Genomic DNA, 17,461 nt, shown 5'->3' on the forward strand with positions numbered 1-17,461 from the left:
GGCGCTCGCGCATGTTAGGGCATGTCCGGCCCGTCACAGCGGGAACTCAGGAGGCGAACGGCTCGTCGTCCATCACACGGCCATCGGTGGCCTCGATGGCCGTCGCGTACACCTCCAGCACCCGCTGGGCCACGCTCGGCCAGTCGAACGCGCCCACGGCCACGCTCGCCGCCTCCGACAGCCCGGCCCGGCGCTCCGGGTCGTCCAGCAGCGAGTCGAGCAGGACGCACAGGGCCGAGGAGTCGCCGGTCGGGAACAGCGCGCCCGCCCGGCCGCCGTCCAGCACCCGGCGGAAGGCGTCCAGATCGCTGGCCGCGATGGCCGTGCCGGCCGCCATCGCCTCGGTCAGGATCATGCCGAAGCTCTCGCCGCCGGTGTTCGGGGCCACGTAGACGTCGACGCTGCGCAGCATGCGCGCCTTGTCGGCCTCCGAGACCAGCCCCAGGAACGTCACGCGGTCGTGCAGGTCGGCCGGCAGGCCGGCGTACAGGTCGTCGCGGTCGCCCGGTCCGGCGACCAGCAGGCGCAGGCCGGGACGGCGGCGGGCCAGCGGCACGAACGCCTCGCGGAGCAGGTCGAAGCCCTTGCGCGGCTCGGTGAACCGGCCGAGGAAGCCGAGCGTGCCGCCGTCGCCGGGCCAGCCGTCCATCGGCTCGGCGCCGGCGAACTTGGCCACCGCGACCCCGTTCGGGATCTCCACCGCTCCCCCGCCCAGATGCTCCACCTGCACCTTGCGGGCGAGCTCGCTGACCGCGATCCGGGCCGTGATCTTCTCGACGACCAGCTGGAGCAGGCCCTGGGCGGCCGACAGGGCACGGGAGCGGGTCATCGCCGTGTGGAAGGTGGCCACCACCGGGCCGCGGGCCGAGAGCACGGCCAGCAGCGACAGGCTCAGCGTCATCGGCTCGTGCACGTGCAGCACGTCGAACCGGCCCTTGTTGAGCCAGCGCCGCACCCGGGCCGTGGAGACCGGGCCGAAGGCGATCCGGGCGACCGAGCCGTTGTACGGCAACGGCAGCGCCCGGCCGGCCGGGACCACGTACGGCGGGAGGTCCGCGTCCTCGTCGGCCGGCGCCAGCACCGACACCTCGTGCCCGAGACCGATCAGGGCCTCGGAGAGGTCCATGATGTGGTTCTGCACGCCGCCGGGCACGTCGAACGAGTAGGGCGAGACGATCCCGATCCGCATGGCACTCCCCCTACAGCCACAGTTTCTGCAGCATGTGCCAGTCCTGCGGATGCTCGGCGATGCCCTCGGCGTAGGCGTCGGCCAGTGCTTGTGTGGTCTGCTTCACGCGTACGTCCAATGGCCCCTCAGCCGGCGGGATGACCCGCCGCAACACGGCGACCGTCTGGGTGCCGGTGAATGACAGGTCGACGCCGTAGAGGGGCGCGCCGGTGCGGATGGCCAGGATCGCCGGGCCGGCCGGCATCTTCGTACGGCCGCCGAAGAAATTGACCTCGACGCCGCTGCGAGACAGATCGCGGTCGCTGAGCAGGCAGACCGCGAAGCCCTGCTGGAGCCGTTCCGCCAGCACGTCGAGCGGCGCCCGCCGCCCGCCGGTGAGCGGGACCACCTCCATGCCGAGCTTCTCGCGGTACGCCATGAACTGCCGGTAGACGCCCTCGGGCTTGAGCCGCTCGGCCACGGTGACCATGGGCCAGCCGTTGGAGACGACCCAGGCCGCGGCCGCGTCCCAGTTGCCGGTGTGCGGCAGGGCCAGGACCACGCCCTTGCCGTCGGCCATGGCCGTCTTGAGCCAGTCGTAGTGCTCGGGCGAGATGTGGAAGCCGTCGATGACCTGCTGCCGGCTCAGCGTCGGAAGACGGAAGGCCTCCATCCAGTACCGCGCGTAGGAGCGCAGGCCGTCGCGGACCAGCGTGTCCGGCAGATCGGGCACGACCTGCTGAAGGTTGCGCCGCAGCCGCTGGGTCCCGGGACCGTTCTTCTTGTACGCCTGGTCGGCCGCGGCCCGGAACAGGCGGCGCGCGACCGGCAGCGGCAGGGCGCGGACCAGCCGCCACCCGGCCATGTAGCCGAACTCGATCAGACCGTCCTTCACGTAGACGGGTCCTTCGGCGGGACCGCGACCGGCGAGTCGGCCACGGTCGGCTCCGTGTGCGCGCCGGCGGGCAGGTCGGAGCGGCTCGCCGCGATCATCCGCTGGAAGACCGTGACGATCGACAGGGCGGCCAGCACCCAGAGCGCGGCCGGCAGGCCCCACTCGAGCCCGGCGCTGCCGAGCAGGCCGCCGATGCCGACGATGACCAGCCGCTCGAGGCGCTCGGCGATGCCGACGTCGGCGTTCAGGCCGAGGCTCTGCGCGCGCGCCTTCACGTACGAGACGACCTGGCCGGCGGCCAGGCTGACCAGGGCCGCGACCATGCCGCCGTACGGGTTGCCCTCGCCGGCCAGATAGAAGGCGACGGCGCCGAAGACCGCGGCGTCGGCGATGCGGTCCATCGACGAGTCGAGCAGGGCGCCGAACTTGCCGCCGCCGCCGCGCATGCGGGCCATCGTGCCGTCGAGCACGTCGGTCAGCGCGCAGGCGGTGACGATCCAGGTCGCCCAGAACAGGTGACCCATCGCACCGAAGTAGGAGCCGATCAGCACACCGATGGTGCCGGTGATGGTGACGGCGTTGGGCGTGACCCCGATGCGCAGCAAGAAGCGTGCGGTGGGGTTGACGACGTAGGCGACTACGGCGCGCGCGGGAACTTGGACGATCTTTGCCATGGCCTGACCACCTTATCGGCGTCCCCCAGGTCCTGGCGCCTCGGCAAGGGGTCGTGGCCGTATCGTTCTCCCTGCGCCGTTTGCCAACTACAAAGGGTTGCCAGCCGCACACCGGTGGGTGTGGGATTTACGAACAGGCTCGTAACAGTCATGAAACGGACAGGAGCGGCCGCAATGGCGCAGAAGACCTCCTCGGAGAAGGGGCTCAACGGCGCCACGGCGCCGGTGGTGACCGAGCCCGGCAGAGTACGCAACGTGGTGCTGGTGGGACATTCTGGCTCGGGGAAGACGACCCTGGTCGAGGCCCTGCTGGCGGCCACCGGCACGATCTCGCGGGCCGGCTCGGTGACCGAGGGCACCACGGTGTCCGACCACGATCCGGCCGCGATCCGCCAGCAGCGCTCGGTGTCGCTGTCCTGCGCGCCGCTCAGCTACCACGACACCAAGATCAACCTCCTGGACACGCCCGGCTACGCCGACTTCGTCGGGGAGCTGCGCGCCGGCCTGCGGGCCGCGGACGCCGCGCTCTTCGTCGTCTCGGCCGTCGACGGCGTCGACGAGGCCACCGCCGCCCTGTGGGAGGAGTGCGCCGCGGTCGGCATGCCCCGCGCCGTCGCGATCACCCGGCTCGACCACCCGCGGGCCGACTACGACCAGACGCTCGAGGACTGCCAGGAGAAGTTCGGCGAGAACGTGATGCCGATCTACCAGCCCATGCTGGGCGACGACGGCCAGTCCGTCGAGGGCCTGATCGGGCTGGTCACGCTGCGGGTGCTCGACTACTCCGAGGGCTATCCGCCCCGCGAGCGCGAGGCCGACCGCGAGCACCTCAACCCGATCTCCGACGACCGGAACGCGCTGATCGAGGGCATCATCGCCGAGAGCGAGGACGAGACCCTCATGGACCGCTACCTCGGCGGCGAGCTGATCAGCACCGCCACCCTGGTGCCCGACCTGGAGAAGGCGGTCGCCCGGGGCAACTTCTACCCGGTCATCCCGGTCTGCGCGGGCACCGGCGTCGGCCTCGACGCGCTGCTCGACGGCCTGGTCACCGGCGCGCCGTCGCCGCTGGAGCACGAGCTGCCGGTGGTCACCGGCGTCGACGGCTCGCCCCGGCCACCGCTCACCTGCGACCCCGGCGGCCCGCTGGTGGCCGAGGTCGTCAAGACCACCATCGACCGGCACGTGGGCCGCGTCTCGCTGGTCCGGGTCTTCTCCGGCACGCTGCGCCCCGAGCAGGTCCTGCACGTCTCCGGGCACGGCCTGGCCGAGCGCGGCCACCCCGACCACGACGCCGACGAGCGGGTCGCGCACGTCTACTCGCCGCTCGGCGCCCAGCTGCGCGAGGTCCCGTACGCGATCGCCGGCGACATCTGCGCGATCACGAAATCGGGCAGCGCCGAGACCGGCGACACGCTCAGCGGCAAGGACCAGCCGCTGCTCATGGAGCCGTGGTCGATGCCCGAGCCGCTGCTGCCGATCGCCGTGGTCGCCAAGTCCCGCTCGGATGAGGACGCCCTGGCCAAAAACCTGGCCCGGCTGGTCGCGGGCGACCCGACCATGCGCCTCGAGCGCAACGCCGACACCCACCAGCTGGTGCTGTGGACGATGGGCGAGTCACACGCCGACGTCGTGCTCGACCGGCTGCGCTCGGGCGGCGTCGAGCTCGACACCGAGCCGGTGAAGGTGCCGCTGCGCGAGACCTTCGGCTGCCAGGCCAAGGGACACGGCCGCCACGTCAAGCAGTCCGGCGGCCACGGCCAGTACGCGGTCTGCGACATCACGGTCGAGCCGCTGCCGCGCGGTTCCGGCTTCGAGTTCGTCGACAAGGTGGTGGGCGGCGCGGTGCCGCACAACTACATCCCCTCGGTCGAGAAGGGTGTGCGGGCCCAGCTGGAACGCGGGCTGGTGGCCGGCTATCCGGTGGTCGACCTGCGGGTCACGCTCCACGACGGCAAGGCGCACAGCGTCGACTCGTCGGACGCCGCGTTCCAGACGGCGGGCGCGCTGGCCCTGCGCGAGGCGGCCGGCGTGGGCCAGGTGACCCTGCTCGAGCCGATCGACGAGATCGTCGTCCGGGTGCCGGACACGTACGTCGGCCCGGTCATGAGCGACCTCTCCGGCCGCCGCGGCCGCCCGCTCGGCACCGACAACGACGGCGACCACAGCCTGGTCCGGGCCGAGGTGCCGGCCACCGAGCTGGTGCGCTACGCGGTCGAGCTGCGGGCGCTGTCGTCGGGCTCGGGCACGTTCACCCGCACGTACGTCCGGCACGAGCCCATGCCGACGCACCTGGCCGAAGGCGTACGGAAGGACCACAGCTCTAAATAGCGATCGCCTCGGCCGCCTCGCGCAGGGGCGCCAGCACCCGCTCGATCACCTGCTCCTTGCGCGGGTGGTACTTCAGGGTGCGCATGCCGTAGTTGCGGAAAGCGATGTTCAGACGGCCGCCGGGGACCATGTCCTTGATCATCCGGCGGCCGAACGCCATGTTCTTGGCCACGTACGGCCGCATCCGGCTCTCGTACGCGGCGAAGGCGGCCGCGTGATCGCCGGTCTCGGCCAGGGCTTCGGCCAGGACGTACGCCCCGACGAGGGCCAGGCTGGTGCCCTGACCCGAGGAGGGCGCCGGGCAGTGCGCGGCGTCGCCGAGCAGCACGACCCGCCCCGACGACCAGCGCGGCGCGTCGACCTGGCTCAGTGAGTCGAAGTAGAAGTCGTCCGCCTTCTCCATCGCGGCCAGGAACTCCCCGGTCCGCCAGCCGCCGCCCCGGAACGCTTCGGCCACCATCGCTTTTCCCCGCGTTTTGTCGCTTTTATCGCCTGCGAAGATCATCCCGACTCGCGCCGGACCGCCCATGGCGTACGCGAAGATCAGGCGGCCCGGCTCGGAGTACATGACCTCCTCGCGATCGATCCCGAGCGTGTTCTCCGTCGTGAAGATGGCGATGTAGCCGCCGAGATGGGTCAGCGGCACCTCCCCGAACACCTGCCGGCGGGTCGCCGAGTGCAGGCCGTCGGCGCCGGCGACCATCTCGTAGCGCCCCTTGCGGCCGCTGGTGAAGGTGACGTCGACACCGTCCGGCCCGTCGTCGAGTGACGCGATCGCGTCGCCGAAGACATAGGCCGCCTCCCCCGCGGTCGCGTCGTGCAGGATCCGCCCGAGATCGCCGCGCATGATCTCGACGTCGTCCCCTCGCCGCCCCATGATCAGGTCGGCCGGCAGGGCGGCGATCGTCTTACCCCTTTTGTTGACGTACGTGATCTGGCGCATCCCGGTGTCGGCCTCCTTGGCCGCTTCGAGCAGTCCCATCCGCCCCAGCACCGCGCTGGCCGCCCCGCGCACGTCGACCTTGTAACCGCCGGTGCGCGGCGAAGGCGCCCTCTCCACGATCTCGACCCGCCGCCCTTGCCGGGTCAACCAGTACGCCAATGCCGGGCCGGCCACACCGGCGCCCGAGATGAGGATCGTCATGCGTCGTACTATACAAACGTCTTATACGTTTGTATAGAAGTTAGGATCCACGACCATGGGGCACCGGGAAGACCTGCTGGTCGGAGCGAAACGAGCGCTGTACGAGAAGGGGTACGCCCGCACGACGGCGCGCGACATCGTGGCCCTCTCCGGCACCAACCTGGGGTCGATCGGCTACCACTACGGCTCGACCGAGGCGCTGATGACCGCGGCCATGCTGGCGGCCATGCGGGAGTGGGGCGAGGCGCTGGGCAAGGCCTTGTCCGAGGGCGACGGCACACCGGCCGGCTTCTGGCGGCGGATCATCGAGTCGATCACCACCGACCGCCCGCTCTGGCTGGCCAGCGTCGAGGTGATGATCCAGGCCGAACACAACCCGGCGTTACGGGAACAGCTGGCGGCCGGCCTCGACGCCGGCCGGCGGGGCATGGCCGCGATAGCCCTGGGCGTCCCCGAGGATCAGATCGACGAGGCGACGGCCCGCAGCGTCGGCTCGGCCCAGATGGCCCTGATGTCCGGCATCGTCACCCAGTGGCTGACCGACCCGGCCAGCGCACCGGCCCCCGACCAGATCGTCGCCGGCGTGCGGGCTCTTACGACGGCCAGGCCTTCATGAGGAGCTGACGGGTCTCGCCGAGCAGCTGGGGCAGGACCTTCGTCCGGCCGATCACCGGCATGAAGTTCGCGTCGCCGCCCCAGCGGGGCACGATGTGCTGGTGCAGGTGGGCGGCGATGCCGGCGCCGGCGATCGAGCCCTGGTTCATGCCGATGTTGAAGCCGTGCGGGCTGCTGACCGAGCGCAGCACCCGCATGCCGGTCCGGGTCAGGGCCGCCAGCTCGGCCGTCTCCTCATCGGTCAGGTCGGTGTAGTCGGCCACGTGCCGGAACGGCACGATCATGAGGTGGCCCGGGTTGTACGGGTACAGGTTCAGGATCGCGTAGACCGTCTCCCCCCGCGCCACCACCAGGCTGTCGGCCTCGGGCAGGCCGGGGGCCACGCAGAACGGGCAGCCGTCGGGGCGGTCCTCGCCGGTGACGTAGGCCAGCCGGTGCGGCATCCACAACCGCTCCAGGCCGTCCGGCTCACCCGTCTCGGCGTACGCAGCGTCGTCCGTCACACGGGCAGCTTAGGCCGCCGCCGGTCCAAGGTCCCTACGGCCGGGAGCACGACCGGCGAGGGCTCGTACGACGTGGCGCCGTGCAGCTCGTACGATCCTCCGCCGCGCCGCTTGGCCGCGTACATCGCCGTGTCGGCCATGCGCAGCAGCTCGTCGGGGTCGTTGATGTCGCTGTGCGACAGCGCGATGCCGACGCTGGCCGGGGTGCTCAGCTGCCGCCGGCCGACCGGGACCGTCTCGTTGAGCGCGGCCACGACCCGCTCCGCGATCACCATGGCGTCGCGGGCCGAGCGCAGGTCCTCGGCGATGATCACGAACTCGTCGCCGCCGAGGCGGCCGACCACGTCCTCGGCGCGCACGCAGCCGCGCAGCCGGTCGGCCACCGCCTTGAGCAGGTCGTCGCCGGTGGAGTGGCCGTGCACATCGTTCACCTGCTTGAAGCCGTTGAGGTCGAGCAGCAGCGTGCCGACCGGGCGGCCGCTGCGCCGCGAGCGGGCCAGTGCCATGGTGAGCCGCTCGCGCAGCAGGGCGCGGTTGGCCAGCCCGGTGAGCGGGTCGTGCAGGGCCCGCTCGGTCAGCTCGGCCGTCAGGGCCACGCTGGCCAGGGCCAGCGACACCTGGGTGCGCAGCGCCTGGAGGGCCTGGAAGACCTCGGACGGTAGTTCGCCAAAGGCGCTGACACTGAGCACGCCGAGGAAACGGTCTCCGTTGCGCAACGGCATCAGGGTGTACGGGCGTGAGGTGGCCTCGTCGACGTCGGCGTAACCGGCCGCCGCGATGTCGGCCACCACGACCACCTCGCCGGCCATCAGCCGGGCCAGCAGCTCGGGCGGAGCGCTGGCGATCGGCACCTGGCGGCCGAGCACGGCGGCGGTGCCCGAGCCGGCCGAGTCGGCGATCGAGAAGCCGTCGGCCGAGACCTCGACGATCGAGGCGCGGGCGCCGGGGCATTCGGCCAGCAGCTCGCCGGCCGCGGTGACCGCGAGCCGGTGCACCTCGGCCGGCTCGGTGCTGGTGATCAGGGCGGTGCCGAGCTGGCTCAGCACGTGCTCGCGGGCGATCGCCCGGCGCAGCGCGCGCAGGCTCTGGTTCCGGTTCGCGACCAGCCGCGACAGGAGAAGCAGCATCACCATGACGGTGGCCGCCTCCACCCCGCCGCGGGCGGTCGGCTCCAGCAGCCACCACACCGCCGCGACGATGAGGCCCGAACCGGCCAGCGCGTTCTCGCTCTTGATCACGGCGGTGCAGATCGGCGGCCGGCGAAATCACATGATCGGACCCGCGGTAGCGAATGGGTGGCAGTTCACTCGGTGGCGGCGGCTAGCCAGGCCGGCAGGGGCTCGCGGGCCGAGAGCCAGCTCGGCGGGATGCCGTCCAGGCCGGAGTACGCGGCCACGATGCCCCCGGCGATGGCGCAGGTCGTGTCGACGTCGCCGCCCGCGGCCACGCAGGCGCCGATCGCCGCCGGATAGTCGTCGAGGAACCGGTCGGCCACCCACACCGCGAAGGGCACGGTGTCGCGGGCCATGGCCCGGGTGCCGTTGCCCAGTTCGTACGCCGCCTCGCCCGGATCCTTGATCCGGGCCGCGGCCACCAGGCCGTCCCGCACGAGCCCCTCCGGTGTGTGCGCGGCGACCGCCCGCAGCAGCGCCGGCCGCTGCCCGTCGAGCCGCCCCGCCGCCGCCACGGCCGCCGCGACCGTGACCGCGACCCCACCCGCGATGCCCTCGGCGTGCGCGTGTGTCACCTCGGCCGCCCGGGCGCCCTGCGCGGCCGCGTGCGACAGCGAGTCGGCGTGCCAGGCACCGAGCGGCGCGGCCCGCATCGCCGCGCCGTTGCCGGCCGACCCTTGCCCGTCGAAGGCGGCGGCCGCCGCGATCGGCCACGGGAGCCCCTCACGGATCTCGCGCAACATCACCACGGCGCCGGGCCCATATCCGCGGTACGGGTCGTGGTGACGCCCGAGCAACGCGGCGAAGCCGTCCCGGTCGAAGTCGCCCTCGGTGAGCACCGCGACCAGGCAGCAGGCTTCCTCGGTGTCGTCGGTCCACTCCCAGGGCGCGGGCGGCGGATCGGCCAGGTCGACCTTGGCCACGAAATGCTGGGCGCCGAGCGCGTCGCCCACGCTCAGGCCGGCGAGGCTCTCCAGGGCCAGCGCCAGCCGCGTACCGGGAAAAAGAGTGAATGACATCAGCAGTACGGATAGTAATCCGTCACGGTGGGTGATCGACCAGTGTCCCTGGATGACCGGTTAGGACCAGCTTGCCAACCGCAGTACCTTCTTCGCATGGCCACGGTGTTGCTCGTCGAGGACGATCACGTCGTGCGCGGCGCCATGCTCCGTTCGCTCGCCGATCGGGGGCACGCCGTGCACGCCGTCGGCACGGCGCTCGACGCGCTGCGCCGGGTCGCGGCCGAGACGCCCGACCTCGTCGTGCTCGACCTCGGGCTGCCCGATCTGGACGGCTCCGACGCGCTGCGCATGCTGCGCGGCATCACGGACATCCCGATCATCATCGCCACCGCGCGCGACGACGAGCAGACCGTCGTGCGGCTGCTGCGCGCCGGCGCCGACGACTACATGGTCAAGCCGTTCACCGGCGCCCATCTCGACGCCCGCATCGCGACCGTGCTGCGGCGCGTCGGCCGGGCCAGCCGCACCGCCCAGCCGGCCGTGCACGAGGTGGGCGAGCTGCGGGTGGATGTCGGCGAGCGCAGCGCCAGCCTGGCCGATCAGCCGCTGGCGCTGACCCGCAAGGAGTTCGACCTGCTGGCGTACCTCGCCGCCCGTCCGGGCCGGGTGGTCTCACGCCGTGAGCTGTTGGAGGAGGTATGGCGACAGCCATCGGTCGGCGAGGACCAGACGATCGACGTGCACCTTTACTGGCTACGCCGGAAACTGGGCGAGTCCGCGGCGAAACCTCGCTACCTGCGCACCGTGCGGGGGGTCGGATTCCGGTTGGTGGCGCCGGACTGAGGGCCCGGCTGGCCTACACGACGGCCGCCACCACCGCCGTCGCCGCGCTGGCCTTCCTGATCCCGCTCGGCTGGGAACTGCGCAACGACCACCGCGACCAGGCCATGGCCGCCGCCGAGCGGCGCAGCGCCACCGTGGCCGGCGCCATCGCCTCCGGCGCGCCCGCCAAGGGCGTGACGGCCACCGTCGTCGCGGCCGGCGGGCAGACCACGGTCCACGCTCCCGGACAGACCGCGGGCGGCCGGGCGCCGGGCGAGGACGTGCAGCGGGCCGCCGGCAGCGGCGGCACGATCACCGTGGACGTCGACGGCGGAGTGGCCCGGCTGCAACCGGTGACGGTCGGTAGCCGTACCACCGTGGTCGAGGTCTTCGTCCCCGACGCCGAGCTCAGCGAGGGCACCGCGCGCGACTGGTGGCTGCTCCTGGGCATCGCGCTGGTCCTGGTCGTGGGCGCGGTGATCGTGGTCGACCGGCTGGCCCGGGGCGCCGTCAGCTCGGCCCGCAACCTGGTGCACGCGGCCCTGGCCGTCGGCGGCGGCGACCTGGGCGTGCGGATCACGCCGTCCGGCCCGCGCGAGCTGGCCGAGGCCGGCTACGCCTTCAACCGGATGGCCGACCGCCTGGTGAGCTCGCGCACGAACGAGCGGGAGATGGTGGCCGACCTGTCACACCGGCTGCGCACCCCGCTGACCGCGCTGCGCCTGGACGCCGAGGCGCTCGACCCGGACGACACCCAGATCATCGACCTGACCGCCGACGAGGTCGACCGCCGGCGGGGCATCCGCCGCATCCGGCAGGCCATCGTCACCCTCGAGGGCGAGGTCAACCAGCTGATCAACACGACACGGCAGGCGGTGGCGGCCCAGGTCGCCTCCGCGCCCGAGTCCGGCGTCTGCGACGTCAGCGAGGTGGTACGCGAACGGATGACGTTCTGGTCGGCCCTGGCCGACGATCAGAACCGCACCTACCGGGTCGTGGGCGCGCAGATGCGCATCCCGGTGCCGGTGGCCCGGGCCGAGCTGGCCGCCGCCCTCGACGCGATTCTGGGTAATGTGTTCCGCTACACCCCACAGGGCACGGCGTTCGAAGTGGGCATCTCCCGGCGGGACGGCTGGGTGGCGGTGCGGGTCGACGACGCCGGCCCCGGAATCGGAGATCCGGAGAGTGCGATGCGACGCGGGCAGAGCAACCAGGGTTCGACCGGCCTCGGGCTCGACATCGCCCGCCGCGCGGCCCAGGCCGCCGGCGGCTCGGTCGACCTCGACCGGGCCGCGATGGGCGGCGCCAGCGTCGTCATGCTGCTCGCCGACGCCGAGGCGACACCCAAGCAGGTGAACCGTTTCGGCCTGGTCGGGCGCCTCGCCCGCGAGCGCGGCGGCAAGCCCGCCCGCTGAGGTGAACGGGACCGAATCGTTGCTTAGATCTGTATTAAAGGGGTTCCCTCCGCGCGCGCGGGCTGGCAACCTTCCCTCCGATCCCATCCGGTCTCCCGGCGCGCTCCGTCCCCACGAGACGAGCCGCGGAGGCCCCCGCGCGGTGAGAGGTGGTCGCCCCATCGCCACCTCCCACCGCGCACCCGTCAGGCAAGGAGCTGAGTTGTCCACCCACCGCCGGCCGGTCCCCAAGGGTCACCGCCGAGCGGCCCGCTCGCGGAGCCACCGGCTGCTTCCCATCGCCCTCGGCCTGGCGCTGATGGGTGTCGGCGGCGTGGTCGGCCCCAGCGTGGTGGACAACGTGGCCGGCACCGCGCCGACCCGCGACCTGGCGCTCACCTCGGTGCCGCGCGACGTGCCCGACCAGGGCCTGGTCTACGACGGCCTGCGACCGGCCCGGGCCGGCACGGTCTGCGCCGGCTCCTACCAGGTCGACGAGCAGACCTGCACGCACGGCCCCGACTCGGCGCCGGTCGGCCTCAAGGTGCGCAAGGACGTCAGCCCGATCACCGCCAAGGCCCCCGAGCCGGTGCAGCCCCGGCGCGAGCCGGCCTCCTTCGTGCCGGCCGACGCCGAGATCGCCCGCGACGAGGGCGGCAGCGCGCTGACCGCCGACGCGCCGGCCCTGGTCCCCGACGCCGCGCCCGGCGACGCCGACTTCATCATGGGCGCGCACGACGTGGCCTGCGAGGGCGACGGCCGCAGCGGTAAGCGAGTCCAGGTCATCTACCTGCACGAGTTCGGCACGCCCAGCCGCTACACCGACTTCCTGGGCTCGATCCGCACGTGGTCGGCCGGGGTCGACCAGATCTTCGACGAGAGCGCGGACGAGACCGGCGGCTCGCGGCACGTCCGCTTCGTGACCACCCCGCAGTGCCGGGTCGACGTCACCGAGGTGCAGCTGCCGGCGGGCGGGCTCGAGTCGTTCGCGGGCAGCATCGCCGCGCTGCGCACCCTCGGCTACAACCGCACCGACCGCAAATATCTGCTGTTCGCCGACGCCAACGTCTACTGCGGCATCGCCACGTACGTCGCCGACCGGCGCCCGGGCCTGAGCAACCGCAACAACGGCGGCCCGTCGTACGGCCGGGTCGACGCCGGCTGCTGGAGCTCGGCCATGGCGGCGCAGGAGCTGACCCGCTCGCTCGGCGCCATGCAGGCCGGCTCGCCCAACTCCAGCGGTCTGGGCAGCTGCCTCGACGACTACGACCTGCTCTGCGGCCCCGACCGCTCCGGCAAGCAGATGCGCGAGGTCTGCCCCAAGAAACACGAGACGCGCCTCGACTGCGGCCACGACGACTACTTCAGCACCGATCCCCGGCCGGGCAGCTATCTGGCCAAGAACTGGAACGTCGCGCAGAGCGAGTTCCTGCTGCGCAGCGACGGCGGCGACGACATCCCGGACGCGCCCGGCGCTCCGGAGCCGGCCGAGACGCCCGCTCCGGAGGCCACCGCGACCACGGCGCCCTCCTCGCCCACGCCCAGCGTGACCTCGGCCCCGGTCCCCAGCGAGACGCCCAGCGCCGACCCGGGCACGGCCGACGGCGGCGGCGACGCCCCGCCGTCCCCCTCGGTCACCCCCAGCGAGAGCCCGGCCGTGCCGGCCGACGAGACCACCGGCGAACCGGACATCGAGACCGCGGCCCTGCCGGTCGCCGCGACGACCGCGCCGCCGGCCACCCCGCTGCCGACGACGAAGGTGCCGGCCCGCAACGGCGTCCAGGAGGGCGGCGCGGTCCAGGCCGTGGTCGAGGTCCGCGACGCGACGAGCGGCTCGGTGCGGCTGACGTGGAGCGCCGCCTCCGAGACGGCGACGTACGAGGTCTGGGTGGACAACCAGCCGATCGCCACCACCAAGGCCACCCGGGCCCGCCTGATCGGCCTCAAGCCGGCCGCCAAATATCAGGTCACGGTCAAGTCCACGGGCGGATACGCGGCCCGGGCGACCGCCGAGACGGCGCCCGCCGCCCGCCCGGCCCAGAGCTCGTGGTTCACCCTGACCAACGCGCTCACCGGCGGCGCCGCCGACCTCTACGCGGCGCGGGCCGCCCTCGACACCCCGATCACCCTGAGCGGCACCGACGACGACGCCCAGCAGCAGTGGCAGCTGGTGCCGGCCGACGGCGGCAGCTACTCGCTGGTGTCGCGGGCCACCGGCAAGTGCGTCGGCCCGCTCGGCGGCGACGTGGTCGCCGGCGCCCCGCTCGTGCAGGTCGACTGCGCCGCGGGCGGCGCCACGTGGACCCTTCAGGCCTCGCCGTACGGATTCACCCTGCGCACCACCGTCGGCGACCTGGTCGCCGGGGTGGGCGGCCAGCGTTTCGGCGCCCACCGCGTGCTCGTGCTCCAGAAAGGCAACGGCCAGCGTCACCAGAGTTGGACGGCGGTACCCGACTGAACCGGGAGGTAGCCATGCCCAGCACGTTGAGCAAGCCCCTGGCAGAGCCCGAGGAGGGCCCGGCCAGGTTCAACAAGCGCCGCCTGATCCGCGTGATCGCGATCCTCACCATCGGGATCGTGGTCGTGCTGGCCGTGTGGCAGGAGCCCCTCTACGCGTTGCGCTCCGTGTAGTCGCCGATCTCGGCGAGCAGGGCCTTCTTGCGCTCCGGCGCGAGGAAGCTCTGCTCGACCCCGGCCCGGGCCAGCCCGGCCACGCCGCGGGCGTCCAGGCCGAGCAGCCGCGCGGCGACCGCGTACTCCTGATCGAGCGTGGTGCCGAACATCGGCGGGTCGTCGGAGTTGATGCTCACCGGCACGCCCGCGCCGACCAGCGTGGCCAGGGGGTGCTCGTCGAGCGACGGCACGGCCCGCGTCCGCAGGTTCGAGGTCGGCGAGATCTCCAGCGGGATGCCGTTCTCGGCCAGGTGCGCCATCAGCGCCGGGTCCTGCGCGGCCGCGATGCCGTGCCCGATGCGCTCGGCGCCGAGCTCGCGCAGCGCGTCCCAGATCGTCTCGGGCCCGGTGGTCTCGCCGGCGTGCGGCACGCTGTGCAGCCCGGCCGCGCGGGCCTTGTCGAAGAACGGCTTGAACTGCGGCCGGGGGACGCCGATCTCCGGGCCGCCCAGCCCGAAACTGATCAGGCCGTCGGGCTGCTCCTCGAGCGCCACCCGCAGCGTCTCCTCGGCCGAGGCCAGGCCGGCCTCGCCGGGGATGTCGAAGCACCAGCGCAGCTCGATGCCGAACTCCTTCGCGGCCGCCCGCCGGGCGTCCTCGATCGCCGCGCAAAAGGCCGGGGCGGCGATGCCGCGCCGCACGCTGGAGTACGGCGTGATGGTCAGCTCGGCGTACCGGACCTGCTGGCGGGCGAGCTCGCGGGCCACCTCGTAGGTCAGCGTCCGCACGTCCTCGTCGTCGCGGATGAGATCGACGACGCTGAGGTAGACCTCGATGAAGTGGGCGAAGTCGCGGAAGGCGAAGTAGTCGGCCAGGGCCGACGGGTCGGCCGGCACCGGGGTGCTCCCCTCGTGGCGCGCGGCCAGCTCGGCGACGATCCGCGGCGACGCCGAGCCGACGTGGTGGACGTGCAGCTCGGCCTTGGGCAGGCCGGCGATGAACGAGGTCAGCTCGGTCATACGGTCCCTTTCTCAACGGCGGTCCGGGCCACCAGGAAGATCCGGCGGAACGGGAACGCCACGTAGCCGCCGGCCGCCGGGTAGGCGCCGGCCAGCTCCCGCGCCAGTTCGGCGCGGAACGACTGCCATGCATTGTCGTCCAGCGCGGCCTTGACGGGGCGCAATGCCGTTCCCTCCATCCAGCGCAGGACCGGATGCTCTTTTTCCAGAGCGGGGAGCAGATGTACGTACGTCGTCTCCCACGCGTCGACGGAGGCGCCGGCTCCGATCAGCAGGGCCGCGTAGTCGACCGGGTCGTCGACGGGCGCCTCGCGCAGCACGTCGCCGAGGCCGTAGCGGCGGCCGACCTCGCGCAGGAGCCGGTGCGAGGGGGCGCCGAAGTTGCCCGGCACCTGCATGGCCAGCCAGGCGCCGGCCGGAAGCTCGCCGGCCCACCGGGCCAGCAGGTCCTGATGTCCGGGCACCCATTGCAGCGTCGCGTTGGTGACCAGCACGTCCACGTCGGCCGCGGGTCGGTAGTCGCGGACGTCGCCGATCTCAAAGGACGCCGGACCGCCGTGGGCCCGCGCCTTACCGATCATCTCGGGTGAGGAGTCGATGCCATTCAGGCGGGCCGCCGGCCACCTCCCGGCCAGCGCGAGGGTCAGCTCGCCGGGACCGCAGCCGAGGTCGACGACCGCGCGCGGATCCTCCGCGGCGACTCGATTGACCAGGTCGAAGAACGGGCGCGAGCGCTCATTACCGTACCGCGAGTAGACGGCCGGATCCCACATGATCGTTCCTCCCAAACCGTACGTACGTTTTGCAAGCAAACTATCAGGAGAACGGTAGGGTGCGAACCTGTGGAGAATCGAAGTTTTCGCAGGATGGGACGGACGGTCGGGGTCATCGGCCTGGGCGCCTGGCAGCTGGGGGCCGACTGGGGCGAGGTGAGCGAGTCCGACGCGCACGCGACCCTGCAGGCCGCGGTGGACTCCGGCGTCACCTTCATCGATACGGCCGACGTATACGGCGACGGCCGCAGCGAGCAGATCATCGGCTCGTTCGTCAAAGACAAGCCGCAGCTCACGGTCGCGACGAAGATGGGACGCCGCGTCGCCCAGGAGCCCGGCAACTACACGCTCGACAACTTCCGGGCCTGGACCGACCGGTCCCGGGCCAACCTCGGCGTCGACACCCTCGACCTGGTGCAGCTGCACTGCCCGCCGACGCCGGTCTTCTCGACCGACGCCGTCTACGACGCGCTCGACACGCTCGTCGAGGAGAAGCGGATCAAGGCGTACGGGGTGAGCGTCGAGAAGGTCGACGAGGCGCTCGCGGCCATCGCGCGCCCGGGCACGGCCAGCGTGCAGATCATCCTCAACGCGTTCCGGCTCAAGCCGCTCGAGCGGGTGCTGCCGGCCGCCGCCGAGGCCGGCGTGGGCATCATCGCCCGCGTCCCGCTGGCCAGCGGGCTGCTCTCCGGCAAGTACGACGAGCACACCACCTTCGCCGCGAACGACCACCGCAACTACAACCGGCACGGCGAGTCGTTCGACGTCGGCGAGACCTTCTCCGGCGTGGACTTCGCGACCGGGCTCGAGGCGGTGTCGCGGCTGCGCCCGCTGGTGCCCGCGGGCGCCACCATGGCGCAGTTCGCGTTGCGCTGGATCATCGACCAGCCGGCCGTCACGGTCGTCATCCCGGGCGCCCGCAACCAGACGCAGGCGCATGCGAATGCCGCCGCGGGCGACCTCGCGCCCCTGCCGGCGGAGACGCATGAGGCGGTCACCGCCGTCTATGACGAGCTGATCCGCCCGCAGGTGCACGACAGATGGTGAACGAAGCGGCAACGCCTCCGAAAAAGCTCAAAGGCTGGCTTCTTATGTCTTTAGGGGTGTTGGCGCTGGTCGTCGGTGCTCTGTGGACACTGCAAGGACTGGACATCATCACCGACAGCCGGATGAGCGGCGTCGCCATCTGGTCGTTCGTGGGCCCCGTCATCGCTGTCGCGGGACTGATTTCGATCATTTTGGGCGAACGCGCGCGAGCCCGTTCCAAAAAGCTCTGAGAAAGAGCGAATCCCCCGCATCCCAAGGATGCGGGGGATTCATTGGTATAGAACGCCGACCTCCGCCAGGCGATCGGCAGCCGGCCCAGGTTTTCGGCC

The 17,461-nt window shown here is 72.3% G+C and carries 17 protein-coding genes; 8 read left to right on the forward strand and 9 right to left on the reverse strand.

Going from position 1 to position 17,461, the window contains the following annotated elements; all coding sequences use genetic code 11:
• Positions 1 to 46 precede the first annotated feature (46 nt).
• The 3 genes from ACFY36_RS17605 to pgsA are packed head-to-tail and all read right to left on the reverse strand — an operon-like array spanning position 47 to position 2,737.
• Positions 47 to 1,189: a glycosyltransferase family 4 protein gene (locus ACFY36_RS17605; protein WP_499747020.1), complete on the reverse strand. Its 1,143-nt coding sequence runs from the start codon at positions 1,187 to 1,189 to the stop codon at positions 47 to 49.
• Positions 1,190 to 1,199: 10 nt separating this feature from the next.
• Positions 1,200 to 2,033 (reverse strand): phosphatidylinositol mannoside acyltransferase, encoded by an 834-nt coding sequence (locus tag ACFY36_RS17610; RefSeq protein ID WP_499747551.1) that lies wholly within the window; start codon positions 2,031 to 2,033, stop codon positions 1,200 to 1,202.
• A 26-nt stretch (positions 2,034 to 2,059) separates the two neighbouring features.
• Positions 2,060 to 2,737 (reverse strand): phosphatidylinositol phosphate synthase, encoded by a 678-nt coding sequence (gene pgsA, locus ACFY36_RS17615; RefSeq protein WP_499747021.1) that lies wholly within the window; start codon positions 2,735 to 2,737, stop codon positions 2,060 to 2,062.
• Positions 2,738 to 2,911: 174 nt separating this feature from the next.
• Between pgsA and ACFY36_RS17620 the strand changes: the two genes are divergently transcribed.
• The gene (locus ACFY36_RS17620; RefSeq protein ID WP_499747022.1) at positions 2,912 to 5,068 is read left to right on the forward strand and encodes an elongation factor G-like protein EF-G2; all 2,157 of its coding nucleotides are present in this window, start codon (positions 2,912 to 2,914) and stop codon (positions 5,066 to 5,068) included.
• On the opposite strand, the gene ACFY36_RS17625 is transcribed toward ACFY36_RS17620, so the two are convergent.
• Complete coding sequence (locus ACFY36_RS17625) at positions 5,061 to 6,212, reverse strand: FAD-dependent monooxygenase (RefSeq protein WP_499747023.1); 1,152 nt, start codon at positions 6,210 to 6,212, stop codon at positions 5,061 to 5,063. The genes ACFY36_RS17620 and ACFY36_RS17625 overlap by 8 nt on opposite strands.
• 55 nt (positions 6,213 to 6,267) lie before the next feature.
• On the opposite strand from ACFY36_RS17625, the gene ACFY36_RS17630 reads away from it, so the two are divergent.
• Complete coding sequence (locus tag ACFY36_RS17630) at positions 6,268 to 6,828, forward strand: TetR/AcrR family transcriptional regulator (protein WP_499747024.1); 561 nt, start codon at positions 6,268 to 6,270, stop codon at positions 6,826 to 6,828.
• On the opposite strand, the gene ACFY36_RS17635 is transcribed toward ACFY36_RS17630, so the two are convergent.
• From ACFY36_RS17635 to ACFY36_RS17645, 3 genes are all read right to left on the reverse strand, one after another.
• Entirely contained in the window at positions 6,806 to 7,270 is a 465-nt protein-coding gene (locus ACFY36_RS17635; protein ID WP_499747552.1) for an HIT family protein, read from the reverse strand. The genes ACFY36_RS17630 and ACFY36_RS17635 overlap by 23 nt on opposite strands.
• A gap of 56 nt (positions 7,271 to 7,326) precedes the next feature.
• On the reverse strand, positions 7,327 to 8,568 hold the full coding sequence (locus ACFY36_RS17640; protein WP_499747025.1) for a diguanylate cyclase domain-containing protein: 1,242 nt from the start codon (positions 8,566 to 8,568) through the stop codon (positions 7,327 to 7,329).
• Between the two features lie 65 nt (positions 8,569 to 8,633).
• On the reverse strand, positions 8,634 to 9,521 hold the full coding sequence (locus tag ACFY36_RS17645) for an ADP-ribosylglycohydrolase family protein (protein WP_499747026.1): 888 nt from the start codon (positions 9,519 to 9,521) through the stop codon (positions 8,634 to 8,636).
• Positions 9,522 to 9,617: 96 nt separating this feature from the next.
• On the opposite strand from ACFY36_RS17645, the gene ACFY36_RS17650 reads away from it, so the two are divergent.
• The 4 genes from ACFY36_RS17650 to ACFY36_RS17665 all read left to right on the forward strand — a co-directional run bounded on the left by ACFY36_RS17650 (position 9,618) and on the right by ACFY36_RS17665 (position 14,311).
• On the forward strand, positions 9,618 to 10,307 hold the full coding sequence (locus ACFY36_RS17650; protein ID WP_499747027.1) for a response regulator transcription factor: 690 nt from the start codon (positions 9,618 to 9,620) through the stop codon (positions 10,305 to 10,307).
• A gap of 104 nt (positions 10,308 to 10,411) precedes the next feature.
• Positions 10,412 to 11,701, forward strand: a complete 1,290-nt coding sequence (locus tag ACFY36_RS17655; protein WP_499747028.1) for a HAMP domain-containing sensor histidine kinase — start codon at positions 10,412 to 10,414, stop codon at positions 11,699 to 11,701.
• 202 nt (positions 11,702 to 11,903) lie between these two features.
• The gene (locus tag ACFY36_RS17660) at positions 11,904 to 14,138 is read left to right on the forward strand and encodes an RICIN domain-containing protein (protein ID WP_499747029.1); all 2,235 of its coding nucleotides are present in this window, start codon (positions 11,904 to 11,906) and stop codon (positions 14,136 to 14,138) included.
• Positions 14,139 to 14,152: 14 nt separating this feature from the next.
• Positions 14,153 to 14,311 carry a hypothetical protein gene (locus ACFY36_RS17665; protein WP_179855454.1) on the forward strand — a complete coding sequence of 53 codons (159 nt, stop codon included), beginning with the start codon at positions 14,153 to 14,155 and terminating at the stop codon, positions 14,309 to 14,311.
• On the opposite strand, the gene ACFY36_RS17670 is transcribed toward ACFY36_RS17665, so the two are convergent.
• Complete coding sequence (locus ACFY36_RS17670) at positions 14,290 to 15,312, reverse strand: adenosine deaminase (RefSeq protein ID WP_499747030.1); 1,023 nt, start codon at positions 15,310 to 15,312, stop codon at positions 14,290 to 14,292. The genes ACFY36_RS17665 and ACFY36_RS17670 overlap by 22 nt on opposite strands.
• On the reverse strand, positions 15,309 to 16,085 hold the full coding sequence (locus ACFY36_RS17675) for a trans-aconitate 2-methyltransferase (protein ID WP_499747031.1): 777 nt from the start codon (positions 16,083 to 16,085) through the stop codon (positions 15,309 to 15,311). The genes ACFY36_RS17670 and ACFY36_RS17675 overlap by 4 nt, the downstream gene beginning before the upstream one ends.
• Positions 16,086 to 16,154: 69 nt before the next feature.
• On the opposite strand from ACFY36_RS17675, the gene ACFY36_RS17680 reads away from it, so the two are divergent.
• Together ACFY36_RS17680 and ACFY36_RS17685 are read left to right on the forward strand one after the other, a co-directional pair.
• On the forward strand, positions 16,155 to 17,132 hold the full coding sequence (locus ACFY36_RS17680; protein ID WP_499747032.1) for an aldo/keto reductase: 978 nt from the start codon (positions 16,155 to 16,157) through the stop codon (positions 17,130 to 17,132).
• A complete protein-coding gene (locus ACFY36_RS17685; protein WP_499747033.1) occupies positions 17,126 to 17,362 on the forward strand; it encodes a hypothetical protein in 237 nt (78 codons plus the stop codon). The genes ACFY36_RS17680 and ACFY36_RS17685 overlap by 7 nt, the downstream gene beginning before the upstream one ends.
• Positions 17,363 to 17,461 lie beyond the last annotated feature (99 nt).

The sequence above is a fragment of the Actinoplanes sp. NPDC000266 genome (assembly GCF_042899005.1).
Taxonomy (GTDB): domain Bacteria; phylum Actinomycetota; class Actinomycetes; order Mycobacteriales; family Micromonosporaceae; genus Actinoplanes.